The following is a 26,437-nucleotide window of genomic DNA, read 5'->3' on the forward strand; positions in this document are numbered from 1 at the left end:
CTCAGAGAAGCGTGTGCTGCTCCGTCGCGACGACCTTGCCCTTGCGGTGGTGCACCACCAGCATCGCCGCCGGTTCGAGCTTCGCCTCGTCGACGCCGAGGGCGTCGTACACGGTCGGCAGGACGGGCCGGTGCGTGCACACGAGCGCACCTTCCTTGGCGTACACCAGTTGGTCGACGAGCTCGAGCACCCCCTGGGCTGTCGCGTCCTCCTCCGTCAGCGCGTCGTGGGTCGCCAGCGGCCAGCCCGTCGTCTCGGAGTACGGCGCCACGGTCTTCACGCAGCGCTGGCTGCTGCTCGACGCGATCACCGAGAGGTCGTACGCCGCGAGCAAGGGCACGAGGCGCTCGGCCTGCATCGTCCCGGTCCGGAGCAGCGGGCGAAGCCGGTCGTCGCGCCGCCAAGCATCGCGAGAGCGGGCCAGGCCGTGCCGCAGCACGACCAGGGCCCGGGAGTTGCGGCGCAGCGGTCGCGCCTGCGCCAGGGTGTCGCGGTCGTGCGGGTAGGTCAACCTGGCGGAGGCCTCCTCCCACGGCAGCCACATCAGCTCGTCGATCTCGTCGTTGACGAGGTAGCTGCCGATGTCGTCGGGTCCGACCGCTCGGCCCATCCAGTAATGCACGGTCTTCATCCGCTTGCCGCTCGGGTAGCGCTGGCTGTCCAGCCGCGGTCCCAGCCGGACGTGCAGCCCGGTCTCCTCGGCCACCTCGCGCACCGCGGTGGCCAGGATGTGCTCGCCGCGGTCACGCTTGCCCTTGGGGAACGACCAGTCGTCGTACCTCGGCCGGTGGACCAGCAGCACCTCTCCCCCACGGCGGGTCACGACAGCACCGGCGGCGACGACGTCGTAGGGCATGGAAGTAGTCTCACACCACTTCCCGCTCGTCCAGGAGACCTGCCCATGCGTCGTTCGCTCGCGCTGCTCCTAGCCGGAGTCGTGCTCGTGGTCGCAGTGGGCGCTCTCGTGTGGTGGCGCACCGAGCGCGGCACGACGTTCGAGAAGGCGGTGGCACTGGCCCCCGTCGGCACCGAGCGCATCTCGTGGACCGACTGGCGGGGCGTACGCCGCGAGCTCGGTTCTGAGGTGTCGTCGACGTCGTCGTCAGCCGAGCTGACCGCCTTCCTGGACGACGCGTTCGAGCGCGACCTCAGCTCGACCTCGGCCCTCGGCCAGTCGGCGGTGGCCCTGCAGGCACGCTTCGGGATCTCGCCGGCCTCGGTGGAGTGGGAGATGTTCGCGCAGTCCCCCGACGGCGCCGTGGAGGTGCTCAAGGTGCCGGAGTCATTCGACTTCGACGCGTTCGCAGGCCGCCTCGCTGCTCTCGGCTTCACGAAGCCGAAGTCCGACGACGGCATCTGGGAGGGCGGCGGAGACCTGCTGGCCCGCATCGACCCGACGCTGACGCCCGAGCTCCAGCACTTCGCCCTCGACGAGGGCAACGGTCAGATCCGCACCTCCGACACGGTCTCCTACCTGAGGACAGCGCTGGCTGCCGACGGCATCGAGGACGTCGACGACGTGGTCTCGGAGACGGGGTCCCCGCTGGCGGCGTCGGTCTACTCGGGTGACTACGCCTGCTCGAAGCTGGCGATGTCACAGGCAGACGAGACCGATCAGGCGCAGGCCGACGCACTCGTCGACGCCGCCGGGAAGGTGTCGCCGCTGACCGGCTTCGCGATGTCGGCCCAGCTCGACGGTGACATCCGCGTCGCGCTCTCCTTCGAGACCGACGATCAGGCCAAGACCAACGCCGACAGCCGCTCAAGGCTCGCGTCCGGGCCGGCACCGGGTCAGGGCGGCGACTTCACCGACCGCTTCGACATGGTCGAGGTGCGGGCCAGCGGCCGGGTCGTCGTACTCGCCCTCGCGCCCACAGAAGGCAGCTACGTGCTCTCGGACCTCTCGTCTGGTCCGGTGCTCTTCGCCACCTGCTGAAGTGGTGGGAGGGCGTCAGCCGCGCTGTTTGGGCACGGGTACGACACCGAGGAGTCGATCGATCTCCTCAGTGCTCAAGCGCCCTTCGCACTCGCTCGCCGCGATGATCAACGTCGTGGTGAGCTCGACCTCGCCGAGGAGGTCGCCGTCTTCAAGCGTCACGTCGAACTGATCGTGCACGCAACCCTCCCTTCAGACATGTGTACGGATCCACCATGCCCTGTTCATTCGAGGTTAAACATCCCCGCCAAAGAAATTGGCCCAATCGTGCCGTGCCGCACCACCCAGGTGGGCTCTGGACAACGTCAGGGACGCAACGAGGCCCCACCCGAGAGGGTGGGGCCTCGTTGTCTTGAGAAAGTCACGGACAGGTGCTGTCCGAGTCAATCCGCTCGATCAGATCGCGCGGACGTTCTCCGCCTGGGGGCCCTTGGGACCCTGGGTGACGTCGAACTCAACCTTCTGGTTCTCGTCGAGGGACTTGTAGCCCTGCGACTGAATGGCCGAGTAGTGCACGAAAACGTCGTCGCCGCCGTCCTCCTGCGCAATGAAGCCGAAACCCTTCTCGGCGTTGAACCACTTCACGGTACCTTGAGCCATTGCTGGTTACTCCTGTTATCGGGCGAAAGATCGTCACTTCGACGACCCCGCATCAGATGCGGTGACACGTCGCTCCGACCCAAGAGTCGTACCCATGAGAAGAAACGCCGTTGGATCACAAACTCCGCGGGCGTCAGACCACTTGGAACTTGCACCTGTTGCGTCAACAACAGTACCAACCATTCCCGGAATCGCTACGTCCTGGCCGATGAGATCTCAGCGTCGAGCGTGAACAGTGCCCAAACTTGTCCCTCAGAAGGCCGAAATCGGCCCGCCGCCACGTTCGGATCGCGCAAGAGTCCGTACGACGGCGTCCTGGCCGTGGCGTCGTACGGACAGGGCGGCGAGCAGGGCGATGACCGGATCGCGGACCTCGTCGGCGAAACTTGGCGTCGGCCGGCCGATGCTCGTGGCGAGGTCGTCGGCGTGCACCACGATCTCCACGAGCCGGCAGACCAGGAAGTCGTCGAGCGGCAGGGCGCAGTCCTGCCACGGGACGTACGTCGTCGGGCCGGCCGCCGCGATCGCAGCCGGCAGCTCGCCCCGCGACTGCTCCAGGATGGCGTTCGAGTGCGGCTGCCCACCGGCCGCCATGGCGTTGAACTCGTCCCTGATGGAGGTGTTCTCCGGGCTGTCGACCGGCGCGTGGAGCCAGTCCACCCGGGCGAAGTAGTCCATCAACGACACGGTCTCGGCGCCCGGCCGCGACTCGGCGCGTAGGAACTCGACCGCGCACTCGGGCTGGCTGACGAGATGCCTGACCAGACCGCCGATCGTCATGGCCGGCAGGGCCGACTCGCTGTCCCAGGCCGCTGCGACCTCCGGCGCCGACACGAGGTCGACGAGCAGGTCGACGGCATGCGTGACGGCGGCGTGGTCGAGGGTTCCGGCGAAGGTGAGCGTCATGCAGGGAGGCTAGGCCAGGATCCGGACGAGGTGCGTCCGGGAAACGAGCCGGTCATCCCGACTCGGCACTTTGGCGGGTCCCTGACAAGATGCGTGCAGTGGAACTGGGACGCGCCTGTGCCGATCCCAGGTCCCGGGCCTCTAGCTCAATGGGTAGAGCAGCGGACTTTTAATCCGTTGGTTCAGGGTTCGAGCCCCTGGAGGCCTACCGAAGCAGACCAGGAGTCAGATGTCCGCGGTCGCCGCTTCGCGACCGTCGGCGGTGACCGGGTTATCGTCGATCGCCTCGACGGCGGCGGTGGGCTCGGGTTCGACGGCCGGGCGCCGGTCGAGGTGGACGCCGGCGATCATGCAACGCACGGAGCCACCGGCCAGCTCGATCGTCGGGATGTCGATCGCGACGATCTCGCAGGACTCCTCGATCGCCTCGACCTGGTCGGGTCGCAGGCTGCGGCGCGCCCGCGCCGACATGGCCATGACGTAGCGGCGTCGGCCGTCCGGTGTGCGGCCGCAGAGCTCGACGGCGTTGCCGGCGAACTCGCGGACCTGGTCCTCGGTGATCTCGACGACCGTCCGCCCGTTGACCGAGAGTCGCTCACGGACCTGGGCGCGGCGATCCGCGTCAGGGATCATCTCCAGCGCGATCATCGCGACGTCCGTGCCGATACAGGCGATGACGTTCGTGTGGTAGACGGGCACGCCGTCGGCGTCGACCGCGTTGAACGCCATCGGCTCGTAGCCGAAGTCGGTGCAGAACCGCTCGAGGACGTGGGTGTCCGCCCGGTGGCTGCGTGCCGTGTAGGCGACCCGCGACACGTGGTCGAGCACCATCGCGCCCGTGCCCTCGAGGAAGATGCCGTCAGGTTCGAGACCGGAGTAGTCCACGATCGTCTGCACCCGGTACGACGACTTGAGCATCTCCAGCACGTCGGCCCGACGCTCGTGGCGACGGTTGGACGCATACATCGGGTAGACCGCGATGTTGCCCCCCGCGTGCGTGGACAGCCAGTTGTTGGGGAAGACGCTGTCCGGCCGGCTGTGGTCCTCGTCGGCGAAGACGTGGACCCTCACCCCTGCCTCACGCAGGGCCTGGGCGACCGCATCCATCTCGGCCAGCGCCCGGGCAGCCGTCGCGTCGTCGGACTGGCCGTCCGGGGCGTCCGCCTGGAACGCGTTGTCGGCTGCCGTCGCGGGGTTCGGGGTGAACCGTTCGGCTCGGATCAAGATGACAGCGGAAGGGGCCTGGGCACTCACGGGACGGAATGTAGACCATGCCTCGACGACTCCTCAGGCCAGGGAGATCCAGTAACGACGCGTGCCGTTGCGGATGTCCTCCAGGACCCCGCCGTTGCGCTCGATGGTGCGGAGCGAGGGGGTGTTGTCCTCGTCGCACGTGAGCAGCACGCGGTCGAGGCCGATCTCACGGGCGCGCACGAGGGCCAGCTCGAGAGCGCGGGTGGCGTGGCCTTCGCGACGACGCGAGGGGCGTACGCCGTAGCCGATGTGGCCACCTTCGTTGAGAAGGAACTCGGTGAGGTCGTGGCGAATCGCGAGATAGCCCACGAACGCAGTCCCGTCGACCATCCACCAGTAGTCGCTGTGGACCCGCCCCTCTGGCAGCTCGGTCGCGTGGTCGGACTGGGCGAGGAGACCGGGGATGCGGTCCGCGAGGGTCTCCACCGTCGCGTCGTCGACGGCGAGGTCCCACAGGCCGCTGCCGTGCATCGTCGTGGCGGCGAACTCGCGCACCGCGGCGATCCACGAGTTGGCGTACCGGAGGTCCGGCAGGACCAGCTCGATCACGGGCACGAGCTCAGCGGACCGCTGCGCCGCGCTCGCCGGCGTCGGTGAGTCGCGCTTCCTCGATCGCCTGAGCCTCGAGCTCCGCACGCCGCGAGGTCTCGAGCAGGTCGCGCGCTGCGTCGTACGCTCCGGGCTCGGAGACGAGATCGGTCGCCCCGCGCTTGAGCCGGTTGAGTGCAGCCCGGCCGAAGATCTGCTGCTCGGTGGAGGTGCGCTCGGAGCGACCCCGGCCGAGGAACGAGATGAACCAGTGCAGGATCGCCGTGATGCGGTTCTTGAACCCGGTGATGTAGACGAGGTGCACGAGCAGCCACATGAACCACGCGACGATGCCGGTGAGGCGCAGCTTGCCGACCATCGCGACCGCGTTGAAGCGGCTGATGATCGCCATCGAGCCCTTGTCGAAGTACTTGAACGGCTCCTGCGGAGCCTTGCCCTTGAGGCGGCCGTCGATCGTCTTCGCGGCGTACTTCGCGCCCTGGATCGCGACCTGCGCGACACCGGGGAGGTTGTCGAGGGCGATCATGTCGCCGACCACGAACACCTCGGGGTGGCCGGGCAGTGTCAGGTCGGGATTCACGCCGATGCGGCCGGCGCGGTCGAGATGGGCACCGGACTGCTCGGCGAGGGTCTTGCCGAGCGGCGACGCCTGCACACCGGCGGCCCAGATCTTGGTGACCGTCCTGATGCTCTCGGTGGTGCCGTTCTTGTACTTGATCTCGATGCCGCGCTCGTCGACGTCGGTGACCATCGCGCCGAGGATGACCTCGACACCGAGCTTCTCGAGCTCCCGCTTGGTCACCTCTCCCAGCCGCGCGCCGAACGGCGGCAGCACCTGGCCCGCGGCGTCGACGAGGATGACGCGGGCCTGGCGGGAGTTGATGAGGCGGAAGTCCTTGCGGAGCGTGCGGTGCGCGAGCTCGGCGATCTGGCCGGCCATCTCGACACCGGTCGGACCGGCACCCACGACCACGAAGGTCAACAGGTGGTCGACGTTGTCGCCGCGGTTGGCACCGAGCTCAGCCATCTCGAAGGCGCCGAAGATCCGGCCGCGCAGCTCGAGAGCGTCGTCGATGCTCTTCATGCCCGGCGCGTGCTCGGCGAAGTGGTCGTTGCCGAAGTAGGACTGGGCGGCGCCAGCGGCCACGATCAGCGAGTCGTACGACGTCTCCGTCTCGCGGCCGAGCACGTGCGAGGTGATCGTGCGTGATGAGAGGTCGATACCGGTGACCGTGCCGAGGAGCACCCGGGCGTTGTCCTGCCCGCTGAGCACCTCACGCGTCGGCGGCGCGATCTCGCCCTCGGACAGGATGCCGGTCGCCACCTGGTAGAGCAGTGGCTGGAAGAGGTGGTGGGTGGTCTTCGCGAGCATCGTGACGTCGACGTCGGCGCGGCGCAGCGCCTTCGCCCCGAACAGGCCACCGAAACCGGAGCCGATCACTACTACACGGTGACGGTCGGGAGTCTTCTTGTCGGACATCTGATGCCCTCCTGTGTGCGTCTCTCGGAGCCTTCATTGTCCCGCCTGGAGCCGGCCAGATCCCAACCGGCGTCGTGGTTCTGTTGGTCACACGAGCGAGCCGCGTGCCATTTCCGCGTCCCAGACGTTTACGTGTCGCGTCCCATGGGTACACGAGCCGTGATTGGCTTGGTCCCTCCGCCCCCCGGAATGAGGAAGGTTCGTGCCGCTCGACAAGCAAGCGCTGCCGCTCGACGCGGAGCCCAGCGCCGTCGCCGACGCGCGACGTTGGGTGGTCGAGGTGTGCCACGAGCTCGAGCGCGAAGACCTGATCGAGTGTGCCGAGCTCGGCGTCTCCGAGCTGGTCACCAACGCCGTGCTGCACGGCCAGCCCCCACTCTGGGTGCGGGTGCGCGGCACCCAGGAGCATCCCCGCATCGAGGTCGCCGACGCGTCCCCGACGCAGCCCGAGGCGCCGCAGCCCGCCTTCTACGACGAGGACTCCGAGGAAGGCTTCCTGGCGACGTTCGGGCGCGGCCTGTCGATCGTGGCCATGTCATCGGTGACCTGGGGCGCCTCGATGGAGGCCGACGGCAAGGTCGTGTGGTTCGAGCCCGCTGCCGAGATGCACGAGGACGCCTATCGCGAGGGCGTCATCGACGTACGCACCGACGAGCCTCAGTGGAGCTCACCCGCCGACGCCGTCGAGGTCCAGCTGCTCGGCGTCGACGTGAAGCTCTTCATCGGCACCCGCAACCAGTACAGCGACCTGCGCCGCGAGCTGCGGCTGCTCTCGCTCGCCCACGAGGCCGACTACCCGCTGGCGCGCGACCTGTCGACGATGTTCATCACCTTCGAACGACAGATCCCGCCCGGCGCCGACAAGCAGATCGCCGCCCAGCAACGCCGCGGGGCCACGCGCGTCGACCTCACTGTCGAGACCACGCAGTCGGCAGCGACCATCTTCACGACGATGCTCGAGATGTTCGACCTGGCCGATGCGTTCTGCCGCGCCGAGCGACTGCTCTCCACCGCTCGAACGGCCAGCCAGCGCGAGTTCCAGATGTGGTTCCTCGGCGAGTTCATCCGCCAGGCCGCCGGCGAGGCGCCGACGCCGTGGTCGGCGCGGCCGAGCTCCGCCGGGCACCGGGTGTCGTGACCCGATCTCCCCTGCGCGCCGCGGCGTTGGCCGCGGTGGCAGCAGGTGGCGCACTGGGTGCGGTGCTCCGCTGGGCCGCGACGTACGCCGTGCCCGACGGCTCCGGCTTTCCCTGGACCACGTTCGCGATCAACGTGGCCGGCTCGCTGGCGCTGGCGCTGCTGCCCGCCGCCGCCGTGATCCGTCGACGGCACCTGCTGACGCTGGCCCTCGGCCCAGGTCTGCTCGGCGGGTTCACGACGTTCTCCGCGTACGCCGGGCAGGGGCGCGGTCTGCTCGGTGACGGTCGCCCCGGGCCGGCCCTCGCCTACCTGCTCGGCACCGTCGCGGCCTGCCTGGTCGCCGTACACGTGGGTCGGCGGCTCACGACCGGGCCCGTTGCCGATGACGAGGTCGACCCATGATCGTGCTGCTCGTGGCGCTCGGGGCGGCGGTCGGGGCGCCCGCGCGCTACGCGATCTCGCACCTGCTCGACGACGAGCTGCCGGTCGGCACGCTGCTCGTCAACGTGCTCGGCTCGACACTGCTCGGCTTCCTGTCGGCAGTCGCGCCCGGCGAGCACGCCCTGGCCCTGTTGGGCGTCGGCCTCTGCGGGGGCTTCACGACGTGGTCTTCGCTGGCCGTGCAGACGCATGACAGGGGGTGGTCGGCGGGGAGCCGCTACCTCGTGCTCACGCTCGCACTGGCGATGGCCGGCTGCACCATCGGCTTCGTGGTGGGCACTCAGGCGTAGCCGAGGTCGTGGAGACGGTCGTCGTCGATGCCGAAGTGGTGAGCGATCTCGTGCACCACGGTGATCCGCACCTCGTCGACGAGCTCGTCCGCGGACTCGCACATCCGCGAGAGTGGACCACGGAAGATCAGGATCCGGTCGGGCAGCTCGAACGCGTGGTTGCTTGCCCGCTCGGTGAGCGCGACACCGTCGTAGCAGCCCAGCAGCCCGGGGTCGGCGGCTGGCGGCTCGTCCTCGACGAGCACCACGACGTTGTGGATCAGCACGGCCAGCTCGTCGGGGATCTCGTCGAGCGCACGGTCGACGATCGTCTCGAACTCTTCAGGAGGTACGTCGACCGGCATGGGCCGAGCCTAGAAGACCCGGGGAAACCGATGGACGCTCCGGATCTGGTGATCCGGAGCGTCCTGCTTGCGACCCCGACGGGACTCGAACCCGCGGCCTCCGCCGTGACAGGGCGGCGCGCTAACCAACTGCGCTACGGGGCCTTGTGGTGCTGGTGATTCGTGGAGCGGTGGAACTCTAACCCATCGTTGGCGGCGTTTCCCAATCGGGATGACCGGCCAGAACTGGTGTACCCCCAACGGGATTCGAACCCGTGCTACCGCCGTGAAAGGGCGACGTCCTAGGCCGCTAGACGATGGGGGCCTGCGCTCTCGCGAGCGCCCGGACAGCATAGGGGCGGGTCCGGTGAGCCAACAAATGTCAGGCTCCCCGAGGCCCTGCCGCCGTGGTCATCTCGTGCAGTCGGACGGCGCACTCGGCCGCCACGGCGAGGGCCAGCTGCTCGGCCGACTCGCCCTCCACCTCGGGCACCACGTGGTGCACCGTGCCGGAGCGGTAGAGGTCGACCGCACGCACCTCCTGCTGCTCCGACATCTCAGCCGCATGGCTGGTGTCGCCCCGGTGCACGATCGCGCTCGCACCCTCGGGCGGCAGCGGCGAGAGCCAGGCGTTCTCGGCGGCGATGACGGTCTGGCCGGGAAGTAGCGCCAAGGCTCCTCCCCCACAGCCCTGCCCGAGTACGACGGCCAGCGTCGGCACGGTCATAGTGACCAGTTCGGCGATACAGCGGGCGATCTCGCCGGCGATGGCGCGCTCCTCTGCGTGTTGCGACAGCGCGGCCCCCGGCGTGTCGATGACCGTGACCAGCGGGAGCCGGAGCTCCTCGGCCAGCCGCATCCCGCGCCGCGCCTCACGCAGGGCACCGGGGCCCATCGGCGTCTCCGGAGTCTGGCGAGTGCGGTCCTGCCCGACGATGACACAGGGCTGGCCGTCGAGCCTCGTCAGCGCCACGATCAACGTCTCGTCGCGCTCGCCCTCGTCAGTGCCGGCGAGCCTCAGGGTGCGCGAGCCAGCGCGGCGCAACAGGTCGCGCACGCTCACACGACCCTCGGCCCGCGTGCGCTGGATCGCTTCCCACGCGGAGCCCTCGTCACCGACCTCGCCCGTACGACGCGGCAGCGTCGGCTCATCGGGGGCGTCGACCAGCACCGCAAGCGCCCGGTCTACGAGCTCTGGCAGGTCCTCGGCGGCCACGACGGCATCGATGACCCCACGCGCAGCAAGGTTCTCGGCGGTCTGCACGTCGCTCGGGAACGGCTCGCCGTTGAGCGCCTCGTAGACCTTCGGACCGAGGAAGCCCACCAGCGCCCCGGGCTCGGCGACGGTGACGTGCGCGAGCGAGCCCCAGGAGGCGAAGACGCCACCCATCGTGGGGTTGCGGAGGTAGACGAGGTACGGCAGGCCGGCCGACCGGTGGGCCATCAGGGCCCGGGATATCTCGATCATCTGTACGAAGGCCGGCGTGCCCTCCTGCATGCGGGTGCCACCCGAGGCCGTGGTGGCCAGCACCGGCAGACCTTCGGCCGTGGCGCGTCGTACAGCGGCGGTGATGCGGTCGGCGGCGGCGCGACCGATCGAGCCGGCGAGGAAGCCGAACTCGTTGGCCACCACGGCAACCGGACGGCCGTGCATCAGCCCGCGCCCGGTGATCACCGACTCGTCGGTGCCGGCCTTCTCGGCGGCGCGCTCGAGCGTCGCGCGGTAGGTCTCCGGGTGCCCGCTGATGTCGATCAGCTCGTCCCATGACTCGAAGGAGCCGTCGTCGAGCACCAGCCCGAGCAGCTCACGAGCGGTCGCCGTCACGACTCCTCCAGCCAGGCGCGGACGGAGCCGCCGTGCTGGTCGAGCACCGGCGGAGCCAGGTGGTCTCGCCGGGTGACCTCGTCGCCGTCGGCGGCGAAGAACCGCAGCGGGGGGCCGGGCAGGGTGATCGGGCCGAGCGTGCTGTGCTCGACGTCGACCAGCAGGCCCTGGCTCACCGTCTGGTCCCACGCGTAGACCTCGTCGAGGTTGCGCACCTTGCCGGCGGGTACGCCGACCTCCGCCAGCCGGGCCAGCAACGCCTCGCTGTCCCACTCGGCGAAGGCGCCCTCGATGATCTCGATGACGCGGGCGCGGGCGCCGACCCGCTCGGCGTTGGTGGCCAGGCCCTCGGCCTCGGGGTCGAGCTCGAAGCCTGCGCAGAAGCGGCGCCACAGGCTCTCGCTGCCGAGCGCGATCTGCACCGAGCCGTCGCGGCAGCGGAAGAGGCCGTACGGCGCGATCGACGGGTGGTGGTTGCCCGCCGCCCGGCCGACCTCGCCGGCCACGGTCCACCGGGTGCCCTGGAAGGCGTGCACGCCCACGACCGAGGCCAGCAGCGACGTACGCACGACCGTGCCCCTGCCGGTGCGATGCCGTTCGTTCAGCGCCGCGACGACGCCGTACGCGCCGTACATGCCGGAGAGCAGGTCGGCGATGGGTACGCCGACGCGCTGGGGGTCGTCGGGACCCGAGCCGGTCAGCGACATCAGCCCTGCCTCGCCCTGGGCGATCTGGTCGTAGCCGGCGCGGCCACCCTCGGGGCCGTCGTGGCCGAAGCCGGTGATCGACAGCACGACCAGGCGCGGGTTGCGCTCCTGCAGGCTCTCGATGCCGAGGCCGAGCCGCTCGAGCACGCCGGTGCGGAAGTTCTCGACCAGCACGTCGGCGCGGTCGACGAGCCGCAGCAGCAGCGCTCGGTCGTCGTCGTTCTTGAGGTCGAGCGCGATCGACTCCTTGTTGCGGTTGGTCGAGAGGAAGTACGTCGACTGGCGCGCGTCGGGCTCGCCCACGAACGGCGGTCCCCAGCCACGGGTGTCGTCGCCGCCGCTGGGCGTCTCGACCTTGATCACGCGCGCTCCGAGGTCGCCCAGCATCATCGTGGCGTGCGGGCCGGCCAGCGCGCGGGAGAGGTCGACGACGAGGACGTCGGAGAGCGGACCGGTCATTGAGTCACCATTCCGGCAGCACGAGGGCCGCCCACACGAGGAGGGGACCGGCGAGCGTGACGATCACGCCGTCGGTCAGGATCTGCTTGTCGTAGACCGGCTCGCTGATGGAGTCGGGCTTGTTGGCCAGCATCAGCGCGCCGTTGGTCGAGAAGGGACTGACGTCGACGATGGTCAACGACACGGCGAGCGCCGCGACGAACAGCCCCGCACTGATGCCGCCGTCCGCGATCAGGGGGTAGCAGAGGATCAGTGCGCCGATGGCGATCGCGCCCAGGCCGGCCGCCCACTTGCCCACGAACTCAGGGGAGCCCGCAGCGGTGAGGATCGTCGCGTAGGTGCTGACACCGGCGACCAGGAGCACGACGAGCGCGAGGATCGCTACCCACTCCGGTCCCATCGGTGTGCCTCTCATTCCGGAGCCGCAGATCGGTGACTGCCATCGCAGTTGGCGCAGTGGCCTAGCCAATAGGACAATTGCCCACTGGTCAATAGGCTGGCCGAATGTCGGATGCACCACGCCCCCCGGAGACCGGCTCCTCGCGAGAGTTCCCGGTCCGCCTGATGCGCACGCGCCTTTACGAGCAGGTGGCCGAGCAGATCACCACGTGGATCTCCCAGAACGGGCTGACCACGGGCGACCGGCTGCCCCCCGAGCGCGAGCTCGCCTCCCGGCTCGGGGTGAGCCGCGCGACGCTCAGCCAGGCCCTGGTCGCCCTCGAGGTGATCGGCGTCGTGGCCGTCCGCCACGGCGACGGCACCGTGGTGACTGGCTCCCCCGGCGCGTCCCGCATCGCCGACGCGATCCGCGCGCATGCCGACCGGCTGCCCGAGATCATCGAGACCCGCGACGCGCTCGAGACCAAGATCGCCGCGCTGGCCGCCGTACGCCGTACCGACGAGGACCTGGCCCGCATCAATGACGCACTCCAGGTGATGGAGGAAGACGTCGGGGCCGGAGGGCGCGGCGTCGAGGGTGACGAGCGCTTCCACGGGGCCGTCACCGCCGCGGCCCACTCCCGCCTGCTCGCGAGGCTGATGGACGAGATCGGCGACCTGATCAAGGAGTCGCGCATCGAGTCGCTCTCGCAACCCGGGCGGCCACGCGACTCCCTCGCCGGCCACCGTGCCGTTGCCGACGCGATCGCCGCCGGCGACGCGGCGGGCGCCGCGACGGCCATGCACGAGCACGTCGAGATGGTCAGCGACGTGGCCGTCCTGCGCGACGACCAGCGGTGACCGGCCTGGAGCAGCTGGTCGTCCTCGCTGCGGGGCTGGGCGCCGGGGTGCTCACCTCCACTGTCGGCGTCGCCTCGCTGCTGAGCTTCCCGATCCTGGTCGCCGTCGGCCTGCCTCCCGTCGTCGCCAACGCCTCCAACACGATGGGCCTCACCCCGGGCGCACTCAGCGGCTCCTTCGGCTACCGCGAGGAGCTGGGCGAGCACCCACGCGTCACTCTTGCGGTCCTGGTGACGTGCGGCTCGGGTGCGGTTGCGGGCGCGTTCCTGCTGCTGGCCCTGCCGCCCGGGGTCTTCGAGGCCGTCGTGCCCTGGCTGATCCTCTTCACCTGCCTGCTCGTCGGCACGCAGCCGAGCATCTCCGGCTGGGTACGGTCCCGCCACGGGGGCGAGGCGCCCGAGCCTCGCACCCGGATGTCGCCGGTCACCACGTTCTTCGCCACCCTGACCGGCGTGTACGGCGGCTACTTCGGCGCCGGCTCGGGAGTGATGGCGATGGCCGTGCTGGGGCTCGGACTCGACATCGAGATGCGCATCCTCAACGCCCTCAAGACGCTCGCCGTGATGGCGGCCAACGTGGTGGCCAGCGTGATCTTCGTGTTCCTCGCCGACGTCGACTGGCGGGCGGTCGTGCTGCTCGCGATGGGCTCCGCATCGGCGGCTACGTGGGATCGCACCTCGGTCGGAAGATCCCCGCGACGGTGTTGCGCGTGCTCACCGTGCTGGCCGGTGTCACGGCCGCCGTCATCATGCTCGTCTGAGCCGTTCGGCGTTTTTCTTCGGCCGGTCCGCCCCGTGTATGGTTTCCCCCGCTTGGCCAGGTAGCTCAGTCGGTACGAGCGTCCGCCTGAAAAGTGGAAGGTCGGCGGTTCGACCCCGCCCCTGGCCACAAGCACACGAAGCGCCCGGTCACGTCCCGACCGGGCGCTTTCGTCTGGTCCGGGGGCCCGACTCGACGCGGACCGAAGCGGACCGAGAGGATGCGCGAGTGCTCCCCCCGTTCGAGATCGTGGCGCGGCTGCGCCCGATCGACCTGATCGCTCCGGGTTCGCGCACCCCCGACGCGGGCGCCGGTCCGCACCCGCTCGACGCCGTCGCGCCGTACGTCGCGGCGACGCTGGTGCTCGAGGCGGAGTCCGCCGGGATCACGATGGTGGCGAGCGACGGCGTGCGGCTGGCCGGCAGCTACGCCGACGGCGCGATCGGCCTTTCGGTCCGCACGGCCGCGGGCGTCGAGAGCACGCATCGCAGCCGGCGGATGGGCACGCTGCCCACGCGGCCCGACGCCATCGCACTCACCCTCACCGGCATCCACCTCACCGTCTGGTCACGAGACGGCGCTGAGTGGGTCGTGCGCGGCCGGGTCGGCCTGCTCGAGCTGGTCGACACCCGCGACGAGGCGTGGCTGGCCTCCCTGACCGTGGAGTACGACGGCGGCTCGGGCGAGCACGGCGACTTCGGTCAGCTCGGGCTGCGCGACACCCGCGTGGTCACCTGCGCCGACGGCACGCCGTACTCACCGGACGGCTGGGTGTGGCTGACCGCAACCCATGCCGGCCCCGGCTTCTTCGACACAGCCCACACCGGCGTCTGGCGTCTCGAGCCGAAGACCCTGACGCTCGAGCACCGCGCGCACCTGTTCTTCCGTCGCCCCACCGTCCGCGGCGTGTACGGCGACCACGCGACGCACCTGGTGCGTGACGGTGACGGGTGGCTGGTGGCCACCAGCACCTGGGGCGACTTCGACCGTCGCAGACCCGCGGTCGGCATCACCCTCGCCCGCACCGAAGCCGACCTGACGGCCGGCCGGCACGTGCTCGACACGACGACGCTGGACCTGCCGCTCGAGGGGTTGCGCTCCCGCGGCCAGTGGGACCCGCACCTGGTGCGGATCGACGAGACGTGGCACGTCGGGTTCGCGTCGGCCCGCAAGTTCTTCCGCTTCCACCCGGCGCTGGCGACCGGCCCGTCGCTCGACGACCTGGCCCTGAAGTCGGCGACCATGGATCGGCGGGCCACCGAGGGCGTGACCCTGCTGCGCCTGGAGGACGGGCACTGGCGGGTCTTCGCCAGCGACGGGCGAGACGGGAAGCGCGGGCAGCGCGAGCAGTTCCCGGTCTTCGACCTCGACCTCACCGAGATCGGCGCGCTGACCGCGCCGTACCCCACCAACATCCCGTGGCCAACCCTCGTGCACCTAGACGATGGCTGGCTGATGGCGACGTTCAACGCGACCCGTAGCGGTGGGCGCCTGCCTGGCTACGGCACGCACGGCGACCTCGTGGTGATGCGCGAGCGACGGTGAGGGGTGGATACGCTGGCGAGGAGCGCCACATCACCCCGTGGCACCCCTGAAAGCCACACCACCCCCCGTGGCTGACACCCAGAGAGAGGCACCGCGCATGTCCGTCACCGCGTCCGGAGACGTCTTCGAGCAAGGCAGTGAGCACGAGCAGGTCGTCTTCGCCAACGACCCCGCCAGCGGCCTGAAGGCGATCGTGGCCATCCACTCGACGGCCCTGGGTCCCGCCCTCGGCGGCACCCGGTTCTACCCCTACTCCTCCACGGCCGAGGCGGTCACCGACGTCCTCAACCTCTCGCGCGGGATGTCCTACAAGAACGCGCTCGCCGGACTCGACCTCGGCGGCGGCAAGGCTGTCATCATCGGCGACCCCCGCACCCTCAAGTCCGAGGCGCTGCTGCGTGCCTACGGCCGCTTCGTGCAGTCGCTCAACGGTCGCTACTACACCGCCTGCGACGTCGGCACCTTCAGTGAGGACATGGACCACATCGCCCGCGAGTGCTCCTTCGTCACGGGCCGCACCGTCGCCCACGGCGGCGCGGGCGACAGCTCCGTGCTCACGGCTTATGGCACCTACCAGGGCATGCGCGCCGCCGCAGAGGTCGTCTGGGGCGAGCCCACGCTGGGTGGCCGCACTGTCGGCGTGGCCGGCGTCGGCAAGGTCGGCCGCCACCTGGTGCGGCACCTCATCGAGGACGGCGCCACCGTGATCGTCACCGACGTGCACGCGCCGTCGCTGGACCGGATCCGTGACGAGTACCCGCAGGTGCAGGTCGTCGGCTCCACCGAGGAGCTGGTCGCGAGCCCGCTCGATGTCTATGCGCCCTGCGCACTCGGTGGCGCGCTCACCGACGAGGTCGTCGACGTGCTCAGCGCGAAGATCGTCTGCGGCGCCGCCAACAACCAGCTCGCGCACCCCGGCGTCGAGAAGTCACTCGAGGACCGTGGCATCCTCTACGCCCCCGACTACTGCGTGAACTCCGGCGGCGTGATCCAGGTCGCCGACGAGCTCGAAGGCTTCTCGTTCGAGCGCGCCGAACACCGCGCCACGGGCATCTTCGACACCACGCGGGCCGTGTTCGAGCTGGCTCGCACCGACAGTGTGCCGCCGGCAATCGCGGCCGACCGCCTCGCCGAGCGCCGCATGCGCGACGTCGGTCGCCTGCGCGGGATCTGGCTCAACGGCTGACTGCTCGGCCGACAAGTCGAGACGGCTTCACCGGGCGAACCGGTGGAGCCGTCGGACTTGCGGGTGCGAGGTCAGTCGCGGCGCGAGGGCTCGATGACGTCGGACCACTTCTCGAGCACCTCGGGATCGACCTGCTCTTCTTTGCCGCTGTCGCCATGTAGCTCACTGGCAAGTGCCCCGAAGTCCGTCTCGTGCGTGCGGTACTTCAGGTCGCGTGCGACCTTCGTCTGCTTGGCTTTAGCTCGGCCGCGCCCCATAGGGTCAGCCCCCTCGCAAGTCGGCCGGGGCAACCATGGCTCCCGGGCTGTTCCAAAGTTTTCTCGTGGGCACAACGCTACCTGCTGCCTGGGTGTTCCCGCACACCGAGGCAGTCGTTTCGTCCTCCGGATTGCCAGATTTCTCCAGCAGCGAACATCCCGGCGACTCAGGCCGGGTGATCGCCCGTGAGTACGACGCGGCCGGCGGTGTCGTCGGAGGCGCCGGCAACCTCTCCAGCAGCCCATGCCCGGATGCCGTGGCCGGCCAGCACCTCGACCGCCTTGTCGACGTCATCGGGCGTGATCAGGGCGATCATGCCGACGCCGCAGTTGAGCGTTGCCTCCAGGTCGGCCCGCGAGACGGACCCCACCTCGCGCACCACGTCGAAGATCGGCTGCGGCGTCCAGGTGCCGCGGTCGACGGTCGCGGTCAGCTCGAGGGGCAGCACCCGCTCCAGGTTGGCCGCCAGCCCGCCACCGGTGACGTGGGACATCGCGTGCACGGCGGTGTGGTCGGCCAGGTCGAGGCACGCCTTGGCGTAGATGCGAGTCGGCACGAGCAGCTCGTCGCCCAGCGCGCGGCCCAACTCGGGCACGTCGCGGTCGAGGGCCCAGCCGGCCTTCTCGAGCAGCACGTGCCGCACGAGGGAGTAGCCGTTGGAGTGCAGGCCGCTCGACTCCATCGCGAGTACGACGTCTCCCGGGCGGACCCGCGCCGGACCGAGGAGCCGGTCGGCCTCCACGACGCCCGTGGCGGCGCCGGCGACGTCGTACTCGTCGGGCTCGAGGAGTCCGGGGTGCTCGGCGGTCTCTCCACCGATCAGCGCGCAGCCGGCCACGACACAGGCCTCGGCGATGCCCTTGACGATGGCGGCGATGCGCTCGGGCACGACCCGGCCGGTGGCGATGTAGTCGGTCATGAAGAGCGGCTCGGCGCCGCACACGACGAGGTCGTCCACGACCATGCCGACCAGGTCGAACCCGATCGTGTCGTGCTGGTCCATGGCCTGCGCGATGGCGACCTTGGTGCCGACGCCGTCGGTGGAGGTGGCGAGCAGCGGGTGCTTGTAGCGGGTGAGGGCAGCGGCGTCGAAGAGCCCGGCGAAGCCGCCCAGGCCGCCGATCATCTCGGGGCGACGGGCCTTTTCGATCCAGCCCTTCATCAGCTCGATGGCGGTGTCGGCCGCCTCGATGGAGACGCCTGCCTCGGCGTACGCGTTACCTGAAGAGCTCACAGGTGCTCCTGTCACGGGTTGTTGAGGACGGGCAGCTGCGCGGACGTCATCGACGACTCGAGCAGGTGCTTGCCCAGCTTCGACTCGTCGGGCAGCGGGATCGGGTAGTCGCCGGTGAAGCAGGCCTTGCACAGCCGCTCGGTGGCCTGCCCGGTCGCCTCGACCATGCCCTCGAGCGAGATGTAGCCCAGGGAGTCGGCGCCGATGCTCTCCCGGATCTCCTCGATGGCCAGACCGTTGGCGATCAGCTCGGCGCGGGTCGCGAAGTCGATGCCGTAGAAGCACGGCCACTTGACCGGCGGCGAGGAGATCCGCACGTGCACCTCGGCCGCGCCGGCCTCCCGCAGCATCCGGACCTGGGCGCGCTGGGTGTTGCCGCGCACGATCGAGTCGTCGACGACCACGACGCGACGGCCTCGGATCATGTGGTCGAGGGCGTTCAGCTTCAGCCGGATGCCGAGCTGACGCAAGGTCTGGCTGGGCTGGATGAAGGTGCGGCCGACGTAGGAGTTCTTGACGAACCCGAGGCCGAACGGGATGCCGCTCTCCTCTGCGTACCCGGTGGCGGCGGGCGTGCCCGACTCGGGCACCGGCATGACGAGGTCGGCGTCGACCGGGAACTCGCGGGCGAGCTGGCGGCCCATCTCGACGCGCGCCTCGTGCACGCTGCGACCGCTGATCTTGGCGTCGGGGCGGGCCAAGTAGACGAACTCGAAGACACAGCCCTTGGGGTCGGCCTCGGCGAAGCGCCGGGAGACCAGGCCGTTCTCGTTGATGACGAGCATCTCGCCGGGCTCGACCTCGCGGACGCGGCTGGCGCCGATCGTGGCCAGGGCGGCGTCCTCGCTGGCGACCACCCAGCCGCGCTCGAGGCGGCCGAGCACGAGTGGGCGAACACCCTGCGGGTCACGCGCGGCGAAGAGGGTGTCCTCGTTCATCCAGACGAACGAGAACGCACCGGTCACCTTGGCCAGCACCTCGACCGCACGCTCCTCGAGCGAGGTGTCGGGGTGGCGGGCCAGCAGCGCGGTGACGATCGCGGTGTCGTTGGTGGGCGCGGCGTCCATCCGGACGTGGAGGTCGAGCTCGTCGTCGTACGACTCGACGGCGGCCAGCTCGGCCAGCTCGGCGGTGTTGATCAGGTTGCCGTTGTGGGCAAGCGCGATCGAGCCGTCCTGGGTCGGGTGGAACGTCGGCTGGGCGTTCTGCCAGGTCGAGGCGCCGGTCGTGGAGTAGCGGGTGTGCCCGATCGCCACGTGGCCCTTGAGCGACGCCAGCGTCGACTCGTCGAAAACCTGCGAGACCAGACCCATGTCCTTGTAGACCAGGATCTGGCGACCGTTGCTCACGGCGATCCCGGCCGACTCCTGGCCACGGTGCTGGAGCGCGTAGAGGCCGAAGAAGGTGAGGTTGGCGGCATCCTCACCCGGGGCCCAGACTCCGAACACCCCGCAGGCGTCCTGGGGTCCCTGGTCGTGAGGATCGACGGCATCGGTGAGGCGGCCGTCGCCGCCCTTGCGTCTGCTGGACTGCGGCACGCCCCGAGTCTAGGGGGCGCGGGCGCCAAGGCCTCATCGAGGCGGCGTACGACCGGAGGCTGGACGCGGCAGGATGTTCTGTACCAGTCCGGGTCGGCTGAGCGACTTCTGTGGATAACGCGTCGTTCATCTCTCAACCCGCCTAGACTGGCCGAAGTTCGGGGTGGGTCGGACTTGCGCAGGGGGCGCATCCGAGCCTACGGGGACACTTGGGGGACACATGAGCGACGGCCGCACCGCGCCGGTGGTTCACGACGCCCTTCAGCTGATCGCCGAGGGGGTCGTCGACCTGGTCGGCTTCGGCGTGGCCGTCATCAACGTCCTGCGCGAGGAGGACGACAAGCTCGAGACCGTGGCCGTCGCAGGCAACGACGAGGCCCGCGAGCAGCTGCTCGGCCTCCGGCAGAGCGTCAGGTCGATCCAGATGGAGATCGAGCGCGCCGACACCTGGGGGATGCTGCGTTTCGTCCCGGCCGATCGCGTCGCCGACGAGGAGGACGTCACTTCCTGGATCCCCGACATCGAGGTCGGCGAGGGTCCCGACGCCTGGGACCCGATGGACCTGCTGATCGCGCCCCTGTACGACGAGAGCGGTCGGATGCTGGGCACGCTCTCCATGGACGTGCCCGAGGACGGTCGCCGCCCCGACGAGGCCAAGCGCGCGGTGCTCAACAAGTACGCCGCCCAGGCCGGCCGCGCCGTACTCACCGAGGTGGCGCGCCGCCGGCTCGAGGAGCAGGTCAGACTCGCGACCGCGGCCCGCAACATCGTGCGCGACGTCAGCTCGGAGATGACGGTCGACCGGATCATGGAGGTCTCCCAGTCGGCGATCACCTCTGGCCTCGGCGTGATCGGCCTGTGGATCCAGACCTTCGACGAGGACGGCGAGGGCCGCGGCGCCCTCTACTCCAACGCCGGCACCGACGCCCAGATGCCCGCCGAGCTGGTGCGCATCGGCCGGGCCGCGGCCGGGCTGCTGTGGAAGGCGCAGGAAGTCACCATCATCGCCCGCGACCGGCCCGCTCCCGCGATCGTCACCGCCGGGCAGCGTGAGCTGATCTTCGAGTTCCTAGACACCCTCGGCGTGACCTCGATGCTGTTCGTGCCGCTCGGCGCCGGCCCGGAGTGCCTCGGCAACCTGGTGCTCACCCGGCGCGGCACCGACGTCGAGTGGACGCCCGTTGAGACCTCGACGGCGCTCGACATCGCCCACGACCTGGGCCGCGCCCTGCTCAATGCCCGCAACTTCGAGCGCGAGCAGCAGCTCGTCTCCGAGCTGCGGGAGCTCGACACCTACAAGAGCCAGCTGATCGCGACGGTCGCCCACGAGCTCAAGAACCCCCTCACCTCGATCCTCGGCCACGTCGAGATGCTCGAGGCCGCCACCGACGTGCCCCCGATGGCGCAGCGATCGGTCGGCTCGATCGAGCGCGGCGCGATGCGCATGGAGCGGGTCATCGAGGACATGCTCACGCTCGCCAAGGTCGGCGACCCCAACAACGCCCTCATCGCGGCGCCGGTCGAGATGGGCCGGCTCGTCGACGAAGCCCTCGACCTGATCTCGCTCACCGCCAGCCGCAAGGGCCTGGCGATCAGCTACGACCCGCCCACCAGGCCGGTCGTCGCCCTCGGCGACACCAGCGACCTCGACCAGGTGTGCAGCAACCTGATCAGCAACGCCGTCAAGTACACCCCCGACGGCCGGGCCATCACCATCACCGTCGATCGTCGGGGTCGCGACGTCATCTTCACGGTGTCCGACGAGGGCATGGGCATCTCCACCCACGACCAGGAGCACCTCTTCGAGGAGTTCTTCCGGTCCACCAACCCCGAGGCGGTCGCCCTTCCGGGCACCGGCCTCGGTCTGACAATCGTGCAGCGCATCGTCACCCGGCACTCCGGTCGGATCGAGGTCGAGTCCGACCTCGGCAAGGGCACGACGTTCCGGGTGATCCTCCCGGCTGCGAGCGTCCCGGTCTGAGTCTCAGGCGCCGGCGGCGAGGTTCTGCAGGAGCAGGGCCTCGGCCAGGATCACGCGCTCGAACTCCGCGAGGTGGAGTCCTTCGTTGGCACCGTGCGCCCGGGTGTCGGGGTCCTCGACGCCCGTGACGAGCACACTCGCCTGCGGGAACGCCTCGAGGAACTCCGCGATGAACGGGATCGAGCCACCGACGCCCATGTCGATCGGCTCGGTGCCGTCCCAGGCGGTGGCGAACGCGGCGCGCGCCGCGTCGTACGCCGGTCCCTGGGCGTTGATGCTGGTCGCCTCGCCGGTGTCGACGACCGTAAAGGTGAGCTCGGCGCCCCACGGGAGGTGGCTCTCGACGTGCTTGCGGAGGCAGTCGAGGGCGTTGGCGGTGGTGTCGCCGGGGGCGACGCGCAGGCTGATCTTGGCCCGGGCAGCGGGCACGAGGGTGTTGCTGGCGCCCTCGACCTTGGGGGCGTCGAGGCCGGTGATGGAGAGCGAGGGCTTGGTCCAGAGACGCTCGACGGCGCTGCCGTCGCCGATCCACTCGATGCCGGGCACGGCGCCGGACTCGGCGCGCAGGCGCTCCTCCGGATAGACCACGTCGGCGGCCGGGCTGGACTTCAGACCGGCGACCGCGACGTTGCCGCGGTCGTCGTGCAGGCTGGCGATCACCCGTGAGAGGGCGATGATCGCGTCGGGCACGAGGCCGCCCCACATGCCGGAGTGCACGGCGTGGGCCAGGGTGCGGACCTCGATGTCGACACGGACCAGCCCGCGCAGGCTGGTGGTCAGTGCCGGGACGCCGATGTCCCAGTTGCCGGAGTCGGCGATGACGATGACGTCGGCGGCGAGCTCGTCGTGGTGCTGGCGCAGCAGCGGCACGAGGGTGTCGGAGCCGACCTCCTCCTCGCCCTCGATGAACATGACGACGTTGACCGGCAGGTCGTCGCCGAAGATGCGGGCCGCGGCAAGGTGGGCGGCGATGCCGGCCTTGTCGTCGGCGGCACCACGCGCGAAGAGCCGGCCGTCGCGCTCGGTGGGCTCCCACGGCGGCGAGTCCCAGTCGGCGTGGTCGTTCTCGGGCTGCACGTCGTGGTGGGCGTAGAGGAGCACGGTCGGTGCACCCTCGGGCCCGGCCTTGTGCGCGATGACGGCCGGGGCGCCGCCGTCGGCGGTGGTGATCGTGGCCGTGAATCCTTCGGCCTCGAAGAGTGCCTTGACGGCCTCGGCACTGCGCTGGACCTCGCCCGCTCGGGCGGGGTCGGCACTCACCGACTGGATGCGGACCAGGTCTTCCAGATCACTGCGGATGCCCGGCAGCACGGACTGGACACGGTCGCGGATCTCGCTGTCACTCAATGCCATGGCGTCACCCTAGGACCTGGGTCCCAAGCCCCCCACCTGCTGGGGTGGTCAGCGGGTCTGCGACAGCTCGGTGACGTGTTCGGTGACCTCGAACCCGAGCGCCCGGTAGATGCGGATGGCATCGTCCTCGGGGTCCGCGACCATGACGAGCGTCGATGCTCCGAGGTCGGAGAGCCCGTGCGTGGCCAGCCGGTGCACGAGAGTGCCGGCATACCCGCGACGACGCGCGTCGGGGTGCGTCTCGACGGACTGGAACCGGGCGGTCGTGTCGTCGGTGCGGAAGAGGCCTGCCGTGGACACGAGGGTGTCCTGCTCGAAGGCGCCCCAGCGGGCGCCGTATCCCTGCTCTGTCAGGGACTTCTCCTGCTCGACCTTGCCGCGCGCGAACGCGGCGAGCCGATCAGGGTGGTCGCCGGGGTTGGTCGCGACGGTCAGGGCGATGCGCTGCTCCCAGTCCTCGTCGGTCGCCAGCGGTCGGTACGTCGCACTCCCGGCCGGGCGGGCGGGCTCGAGGACCGACGAGGCCGTCATGGCCACGCCGATGTCAGCGGTCATTCCGGCGGCGACGAACTCCGCCACGTCGTGCGGCTCCGTGCCGTCGATGCCGACCGCGCGGTGGTGAGCCTTGGGGAACTCCGCGTCGAAGGCGGCCAGCACCTCACGGGCGCCACCCGGGAACGGCGGCCGGGCCAGGAACAGGAAGTTGCCCCAGAAGTACGTCGGGTTCGCGGGCGTACGGACCACCAGGTGGGTGCCCCGGTCGTCGATCTCGCTGCCCGCGAGCTCGAGGAGGCGGAGGTCGGTCCGGAAGGCCAGGGAGCGCAGCTGCATGTGTCCATCTTCATGCAAGGGGGAGGTACGGCGTGAGGTCGGCCCGCTCGCCGCTGGCCCGGACCCGGCCGGACTCTTCGGCCGCCGCCCACGTCAGCTCACCGACCGCCAGCGCCAGCCAGGTCTCGGCGTCCATCTCGACGACGGCGGGCGGTGTGCCCCGGGTGTGCCGGATGCCCTCGACAACCTGCACCGCGGCGTACGGCGGCACCCGGACCTCGACCGAGCGCCCCGGCGCGCGCTCGGAAAGCACCGCCATGAAGTGCTTGGTCAACGCGCGTACGTCGTGGTCTGCCAGGGCCGCCGCCAGGTCGGTCTCGTCGAGCCTGCGCAAGCGGGGCGGCATCAGGAGTCGCCTCGTGCATCTGACAATCCACAGGGCAGCGCACCGGGCTTGCCCAGCGAGGTGGTTGGTGTTTCACTCACCACTCCAGTATCGGGTGTCTCGGGAGGGCCTCATGACCGAGTCTGGTCACTTGTGGCTGCCGCCGGGGCGCCGGCGCCAGCCCACGCCGCAGCATGCGGGGCGGTAGGTCGTGCCCGGGTTCCGCAGTCTCGCCAGCAACCGGGACTTCACCGTCTTGTGGATCGGCGAGACGATCAGCCAGCTCGGCAGTCGCGTCTCCATCTTCGTCTTCCCGCTGATTGCCTACGCGCTGTCGGGATCGGTTCTCGTCGCGGCCTGGGTCGAGGCCGCCCACCTGTTCGGCACAGCAGTCGTGCTGTTGCCCGCCGGCGCGCTGGCCGACCGGCTCAACCGGCGCATCCTGATGCTGGTCGCGAGCGGTTCGGGTGCGGTTCTCTACACCTCCCTGGTCGTCGCCGGCGTGCTCGGCCACCTCACGATCCCCCACCTGGCGGTGGTCGGTCTGCTGACCGGGGCATCCGCCGGTGTGTTCGGGCCGGCTCAGATGTCCGCGATCCGCTCGGTCGTCACCACCGACGACCTGCCCACCGCGCTCAGCCAGAACCAGGCCAGACGACACGTGGCCTCGCTGCTCGGCGGGCCGCTCGGCGGCGCGCTCTTCTCGCTGACCCGGTGGCTGCCGTTCGCGTTCGACGCGATCACCTTCGCGATCTCCTGCCTGACGCTGAGCCGCATCCGCACCGACCTGTCGGCTCCCCCGCGAACTGCCCGCACCAGGGTCCTCTCCGACATCGGCGAGGGCATCGGCTTCGTCCTGGCCCGGCCGTTCTTCCGGGTGCTGATGTCGTGGGCATCGCTGGTCAACCTGGTCACCAACGCGCTGATGTTCGTGGTGCTCCTGCGGATGATCCAGGCGGGTTTCCACCCCGCCCACATCGGCCTGGTCGAGACCGCGGCCGGCATCGGCGGCATCCTCGGCGCCCTCGCTGCGCCGTACGTCATCGACCGGATGCCCACCGGCCGGCTGACGGTGCTCGTGGCCTGGGGTCTCGCGCTGCCGCTCGTGCCGATGATCTGGTGGGCGACGCCGCTGGCCGTCGGCGCCTGCTCGTTCTTCTTCCTGTTCCTCAACCCGATCGGCAATGCCGGCATCGGCGCCTACCGGCTCTCCCAGACGCCGGACCAGCTGCAGGGCCGGGTTGCCGCCAGCGCGCAGTTCCTCGCGGTCGCGATCATGCCGCTGGCGCCGATCCTGGGCGCCGGGTTGCTGAACCGCTTCGGCGGCGAGTGGGCGGTCGCGATCCTGCTGGTCGCCACGCTGCTGCTGGCGGCCTACCTCACGGCCAGCAGGTCGGTCCGCTCCGTCCCGCGCCCGGGCGAGTGGCGCGACCGCTCGCTGGCGACCTGAGACTGGGACGTCCGACTTCGCTCACCCGATCTGGTCGAGGATCTCCACGGTCCGCGACCAGGCGGGCGAATTCGGGTTGATGACGACGAAGTGGTCGCCGTCGACCGACACGTCTTCGGCGGTCGCCCCGGCCGCGCGGGCCTGCTCGACGTACTTCACCGACTGGTCGGGCGGCACGACGGTGTCGGAGCGGCCGTGCACGCACCAGACGGGTACGTCGAGGGGGATCTGCCGGGTGGGGTCGCCCAGGTCGTAGTCGGGTCCGGGCGGGCCGTCCATGAGCGCACCGACCGCGCCGTCGCCGAGGTTCTGGACGAAGGCGCTCGTGAGGTCGAGGACACCGGCCTGCGAGATGACCTCGGTGACCGGGACCGTCGTCTGCCACTCGTCGAACCGGCCGCGCGCCGCGGCCCAGGTGGCCAGGTGGCCGCCGGCCGAGTGCCCGAGGGTGACGACCCGGCCGGTGTCGACGTCGACGTCGGCCAGCTTCTCGATCGCTGTGTGCACGTCGTCGAAGGTGGCCGGGAACCCGCCGCCGCTGCCGACCCTGCGGTACTCGATGTTCCAGGTGGTCCAGCCGCGCTGGACCAGGTCGGCCGCCAGCGGCCGGCCCAGGTCGAGGTCGTACGCCGCCTTCCAGAACCCGCCGTGGATGACGACCACGACACCGCGCGAGGTGCCCGAGGGACGGGTCAGCTCACCGAACTGCGACGCGTCGTCGCCGTACGTGATCTTCTCGACGCCCGTCACGTCATCGCCGCCGCAACCCGAGACGAGCGCGGTGACGCCCACCGAGGCGAGCAAGGTCCGGCGGGACAGGCGCACCCC

The 26,437-nt window shown here is 70.2% G+C and carries 28 protein-coding genes and 4 tRNA genes; 12 read left to right on the plus strand and 20 right to left on the minus strand.

The genetic code is table 11. The annotated features are described in order from the left end of the window. Position 1: 1 nt before the first annotated feature. Positions 2 to 856 carry an NUDIX hydrolase gene (locus H4Q84_RS10760; protein ID WP_248583384.1) on the minus strand — a complete coding sequence of 285 codons (855 nt, stop codon included), beginning with the start codon at positions 854 to 856 and terminating at the stop codon, positions 2 to 4. A 45-nt stretch (positions 857 to 901) separates the two neighbouring features. Here H4Q84_RS10760 and H4Q84_RS10765 point away from each other — a divergent pair, with 45 nt between their 5' ends. After that, a complete protein-coding gene (locus H4Q84_RS10765; RefSeq protein WP_248583385.1) occupies positions 902 to 1,936 on the plus strand; it encodes a hypothetical protein in 1,035 nt (344 codons plus the stop codon). A gap of 15 nt (positions 1,937 to 1,951) precedes the next feature. On the opposite strand, the gene H4Q84_RS10770 is transcribed toward H4Q84_RS10765, so the two are convergent. From H4Q84_RS10770 to H4Q84_RS10780, 3 genes are all read right to left on the minus strand, one after another. After that, positions 1,952 to 2,116, minus strand: a complete 165-nt coding sequence (locus H4Q84_RS10770; protein ID WP_248583386.1) for a hypothetical protein — start codon at positions 2,114 to 2,116, stop codon at positions 1,952 to 1,954. 216 nt (positions 2,117 to 2,332) lie between these two features. Next, positions 2,333 to 2,536, minus strand: a complete 204-nt coding sequence (locus tag H4Q84_RS10775; protein ID WP_028636594.1) for a cold-shock protein — start codon at positions 2,534 to 2,536, stop codon at positions 2,333 to 2,335. 252 nt (positions 2,537 to 2,788) lie between these two features. Continuing rightward, positions 2,789 to 3,442 (minus strand): maleylpyruvate isomerase N-terminal domain-containing protein, encoded by a 654-nt coding sequence (locus H4Q84_RS10780; protein ID WP_248583387.1) that lies wholly within the window; start codon positions 3,440 to 3,442, stop codon positions 2,789 to 2,791. Positions 3,443 to 3,577: 135 nt separating this feature from the next. Here H4Q84_RS10780 and H4Q84_RS10785 point away from each other — a divergent pair. Next, a tRNA-Lys gene (locus H4Q84_RS10785) sits at positions 3,578 to 3,650 on the plus strand. Positions 3,651 to 3,667: 17 nt separating this feature from the next. Here H4Q84_RS10785 and H4Q84_RS10790 read toward each other — a convergent pair. Genes H4Q84_RS10790 through H4Q84_RS10800 form a run of 3 tightly spaced genes read right to left on the minus strand, consistent with a single transcriptional unit; the run spans position 3,668 to position 6,725 of the window. Beyond that, complete coding sequence (locus H4Q84_RS10790) at positions 3,668 to 4,696, minus strand: arginine deiminase-related protein (RefSeq protein ID WP_248583388.1); 1,029 nt, start codon at positions 4,694 to 4,696, stop codon at positions 3,668 to 3,670. A gap of 33 nt (positions 4,697 to 4,729) precedes the next feature. Further along, positions 4,730 to 5,251 (minus strand): GNAT family N-acetyltransferase, encoded by a 522-nt coding sequence (locus H4Q84_RS10795; RefSeq protein WP_248583389.1) that lies wholly within the window; start codon positions 5,249 to 5,251, stop codon positions 4,730 to 4,732. 4 nt (positions 5,252 to 5,255) lie between these two features. Next, positions 5,256 to 6,725, minus strand: a complete 1,470-nt coding sequence (locus H4Q84_RS10800) for an NAD(P)/FAD-dependent oxidoreductase (RefSeq protein WP_248583390.1) — start codon at positions 6,723 to 6,725, stop codon at positions 5,256 to 5,258. Between the two features lie 202 nt (positions 6,726 to 6,927). Between H4Q84_RS10800 and H4Q84_RS10805 the strand changes: the two genes are divergently transcribed. The 3 genes from H4Q84_RS10805 to H4Q84_RS10815 are packed head-to-tail and all read left to right on the plus strand — an operon-like array spanning position 6,928 to position 8,596. After that, a complete protein-coding gene (locus H4Q84_RS10805; protein WP_248583391.1) occupies positions 6,928 to 7,863 on the plus strand; it encodes an ATP-binding protein in 936 nt (311 codons plus the stop codon). Beyond that, a complete protein-coding gene (locus H4Q84_RS10810) occupies positions 7,860 to 8,267 on the plus strand; it encodes a CrcB family protein (protein WP_248583392.1) in 408 nt (135 codons plus the stop codon). The genes H4Q84_RS10805 and H4Q84_RS10810 overlap by 4 nt, the downstream gene beginning before the upstream one ends. Further along, complete coding sequence (locus H4Q84_RS10815) at positions 8,264 to 8,596, plus strand: CrcB family protein (protein ID WP_248583393.1); 333 nt, start codon at positions 8,264 to 8,266, stop codon at positions 8,594 to 8,596. Before H4Q84_RS10810 ends, H4Q84_RS10815 begins: the two co-directional genes overlap by 4 nt. On the opposite strand, the gene H4Q84_RS10820 is transcribed toward H4Q84_RS10815, so the two are convergent. From H4Q84_RS10820 to H4Q84_RS10845, 6 genes are all read right to left on the minus strand, one after another. Further along, a complete protein-coding gene (locus tag H4Q84_RS10820; protein ID WP_248583394.1) occupies positions 8,587 to 8,940 on the minus strand; it encodes a metallopeptidase family protein in 354 nt (117 codons plus the stop codon). The genes H4Q84_RS10815 and H4Q84_RS10820 overlap by 10 nt on opposite strands. A 70-nt stretch (positions 8,941 to 9,010) precedes the next feature. Beyond that, a tRNA-Asp gene (locus H4Q84_RS10825) sits at positions 9,011 to 9,084 on the minus strand. Positions 9,085 to 9,171: 87 nt separating this feature from the next. Further along, positions 9,172 to 9,244 (minus strand) — tRNA-Glu (locus H4Q84_RS10830). 57 nt (positions 9,245 to 9,301) lie between these two features. Beyond that, positions 9,302 to 10,744, minus strand: a complete 1,443-nt coding sequence (locus H4Q84_RS10835; RefSeq protein WP_248583395.1) for an acetyl-CoA carboxylase carboxyltransferase subunit alpha/beta — start codon at positions 10,742 to 10,744, stop codon at positions 9,302 to 9,304. Beyond that, the gene (locus H4Q84_RS10840) at positions 10,741 to 11,910 is read right to left on the minus strand and encodes a CoA transferase (RefSeq protein ID WP_248583396.1); all 1,170 of its coding nucleotides are present in this window, start codon (positions 11,908 to 11,910) and stop codon (positions 10,741 to 10,743) included. The genes H4Q84_RS10835 and H4Q84_RS10840 overlap by 4 nt, the downstream gene beginning before the upstream one ends. Before the next feature lie 4 nt (positions 11,911 to 11,914). Next, positions 11,915 to 12,310, minus strand: coding sequence for a hypothetical protein (locus H4Q84_RS10845; protein ID WP_248583397.1), 396 nt, complete (start codon positions 12,308 to 12,310; stop codon positions 11,915 to 11,917). Between the two features lie 104 nt (positions 12,311 to 12,414). On the opposite strand from H4Q84_RS10845, the gene H4Q84_RS10850 reads away from it, so the two are divergent. From H4Q84_RS10850 to H4Q84_RS10870, 5 genes are all read left to right on the plus strand, one after another. Further along, the gene (locus H4Q84_RS10850) at positions 12,415 to 13,149 is read left to right on the plus strand and encodes an FCD domain-containing protein (protein ID WP_248583398.1); all 735 of its coding nucleotides are present in this window, start codon (positions 12,415 to 12,417) and stop codon (positions 13,147 to 13,149) included. Continuing rightward, positions 13,146 to 13,973, plus strand: a complete 828-nt coding sequence (locus H4Q84_RS10855) for a sulfite exporter TauE/SafE family protein (RefSeq protein WP_248583399.1) — start codon at positions 13,146 to 13,148, stop codon at positions 13,971 to 13,973. The genes H4Q84_RS10850 and H4Q84_RS10855 overlap by 4 nt, the downstream gene beginning before the upstream one ends. Next, positions 13,964 to 14,037, plus strand: a tRNA-Phe gene (locus H4Q84_RS10860). The genes H4Q84_RS10855 and H4Q84_RS10860 overlap by 10 nt, the downstream gene beginning before the upstream one ends. A 99-nt stretch (positions 14,038 to 14,136) precedes the next feature. Next, positions 14,137 to 15,453: a hypothetical protein gene (locus H4Q84_RS10865; RefSeq protein WP_248583400.1), complete on the plus strand. Its 1,317-nt coding sequence runs from the start codon at positions 14,137 to 14,139 to the stop codon at positions 15,451 to 15,453. 97 nt (positions 15,454 to 15,550) lie between these two features. Continuing rightward, the gene (locus H4Q84_RS10870) at positions 15,551 to 16,639 is read left to right on the plus strand and encodes a Glu/Leu/Phe/Val dehydrogenase dimerization domain-containing protein (RefSeq protein WP_248583401.1); all 1,089 of its coding nucleotides are present in this window, start codon (positions 15,551 to 15,553) and stop codon (positions 16,637 to 16,639) included. Positions 16,640 to 16,710: 71 nt separating this feature from the next. On the opposite strand, the gene H4Q84_RS10875 is transcribed toward H4Q84_RS10870, so the two are convergent. The 3 genes from H4Q84_RS10875 to purF all read right to left on the minus strand — a co-directional run bounded on the left by H4Q84_RS10875 (position 16,711) and on the right by purF (position 19,669). Beyond that, complete coding sequence (locus H4Q84_RS10875; RefSeq protein WP_248583402.1) at positions 16,711 to 16,896, minus strand: DUF3073 domain-containing protein; 186 nt, start codon at positions 16,894 to 16,896, stop codon at positions 16,711 to 16,713. 167 nt (positions 16,897 to 17,063) lie between these two features. Beyond that, the gene (gene purM, locus H4Q84_RS10880; RefSeq protein ID WP_248583403.1) at positions 17,064 to 18,131 is read right to left on the minus strand and encodes a phosphoribosylformylglycinamidine cyclo-ligase; all 1,068 of its coding nucleotides are present in this window, start codon (positions 18,129 to 18,131) and stop codon (positions 17,064 to 17,066) included. 11 nt (positions 18,132 to 18,142) lie between these two features. After that, positions 18,143 to 19,669, minus strand: coding sequence for an amidophosphoribosyltransferase (gene purF, locus H4Q84_RS10885; RefSeq protein WP_248583404.1), 1,527 nt, complete (start codon positions 19,667 to 19,669; stop codon positions 18,143 to 18,145). A 220-nt stretch (positions 19,670 to 19,889) separates the two neighbouring features. Here purF and H4Q84_RS10890 point away from each other — a divergent pair, with 220 nt between their 5' ends. Next, positions 19,890 to 21,650 carry a HAMP domain-containing sensor histidine kinase gene (locus H4Q84_RS10890; protein WP_248583405.1) on the plus strand — a complete coding sequence of 587 codons (1,761 nt, stop codon included), beginning with the start codon at positions 19,890 to 19,892 and terminating at the stop codon, positions 21,648 to 21,650. Positions 21,651 to 21,653: 3 nt separating this feature from the next. Here the strand turns inward: H4Q84_RS10890 and H4Q84_RS10895 are convergent, their stop codons facing one another. The 3 genes from H4Q84_RS10895 to H4Q84_RS10905 are packed head-to-tail and all read right to left on the minus strand — an operon-like array spanning position 21,654 to position 24,180. Beyond that, positions 21,654 to 23,003: a dipeptidase gene (locus H4Q84_RS10895; RefSeq protein WP_248583406.1), complete on the minus strand. Its 1,350-nt coding sequence runs from the start codon at positions 23,001 to 23,003 to the stop codon at positions 21,654 to 21,656. A gap of 48 nt (positions 23,004 to 23,051) precedes the next feature. Continuing rightward, positions 23,052 to 23,834, minus strand: a complete 783-nt coding sequence (locus tag H4Q84_RS10900) for a GNAT family N-acetyltransferase (protein ID WP_248583407.1) — start codon at positions 23,832 to 23,834, stop codon at positions 23,052 to 23,054. Between the two features lie 10 nt (positions 23,835 to 23,844). Then, positions 23,845 to 24,180 carry a sterol carrier family protein gene (locus H4Q84_RS10905; RefSeq protein WP_248583408.1) on the minus strand — a complete coding sequence of 112 codons (336 nt, stop codon included), beginning with the start codon at positions 24,178 to 24,180 and terminating at the stop codon, positions 23,845 to 23,847. 190 nt (positions 24,181 to 24,370) lie between these two features. Between H4Q84_RS10905 and H4Q84_RS10910 the strand changes: the two genes are divergently transcribed. After that, entirely contained in the window at positions 24,371 to 25,609 is a 1,239-nt protein-coding gene (locus tag H4Q84_RS10910) for an MFS transporter (protein WP_248583409.1), read from the plus strand. Positions 25,610 to 25,630: 21 nt separating this feature from the next. Here H4Q84_RS10910 and H4Q84_RS10915 read toward each other — a convergent pair whose 3' ends face one another. Beyond that, entirely contained in the window at positions 25,631 to 26,434 is an 804-nt protein-coding gene (locus H4Q84_RS10915; protein WP_248583410.1) for an alpha/beta hydrolase, read from the minus strand. Positions 26,435 to 26,437: the final 3 nt, after the last annotated feature.

Origin of the sequence: Nocardioides sp. InS609-2, assembly GCF_023208195.1 — a bacterium.
Lineage (GTDB): Bacteria > Actinomycetota > Actinomycetes > Propionibacteriales > Nocardioidaceae > Nocardioides.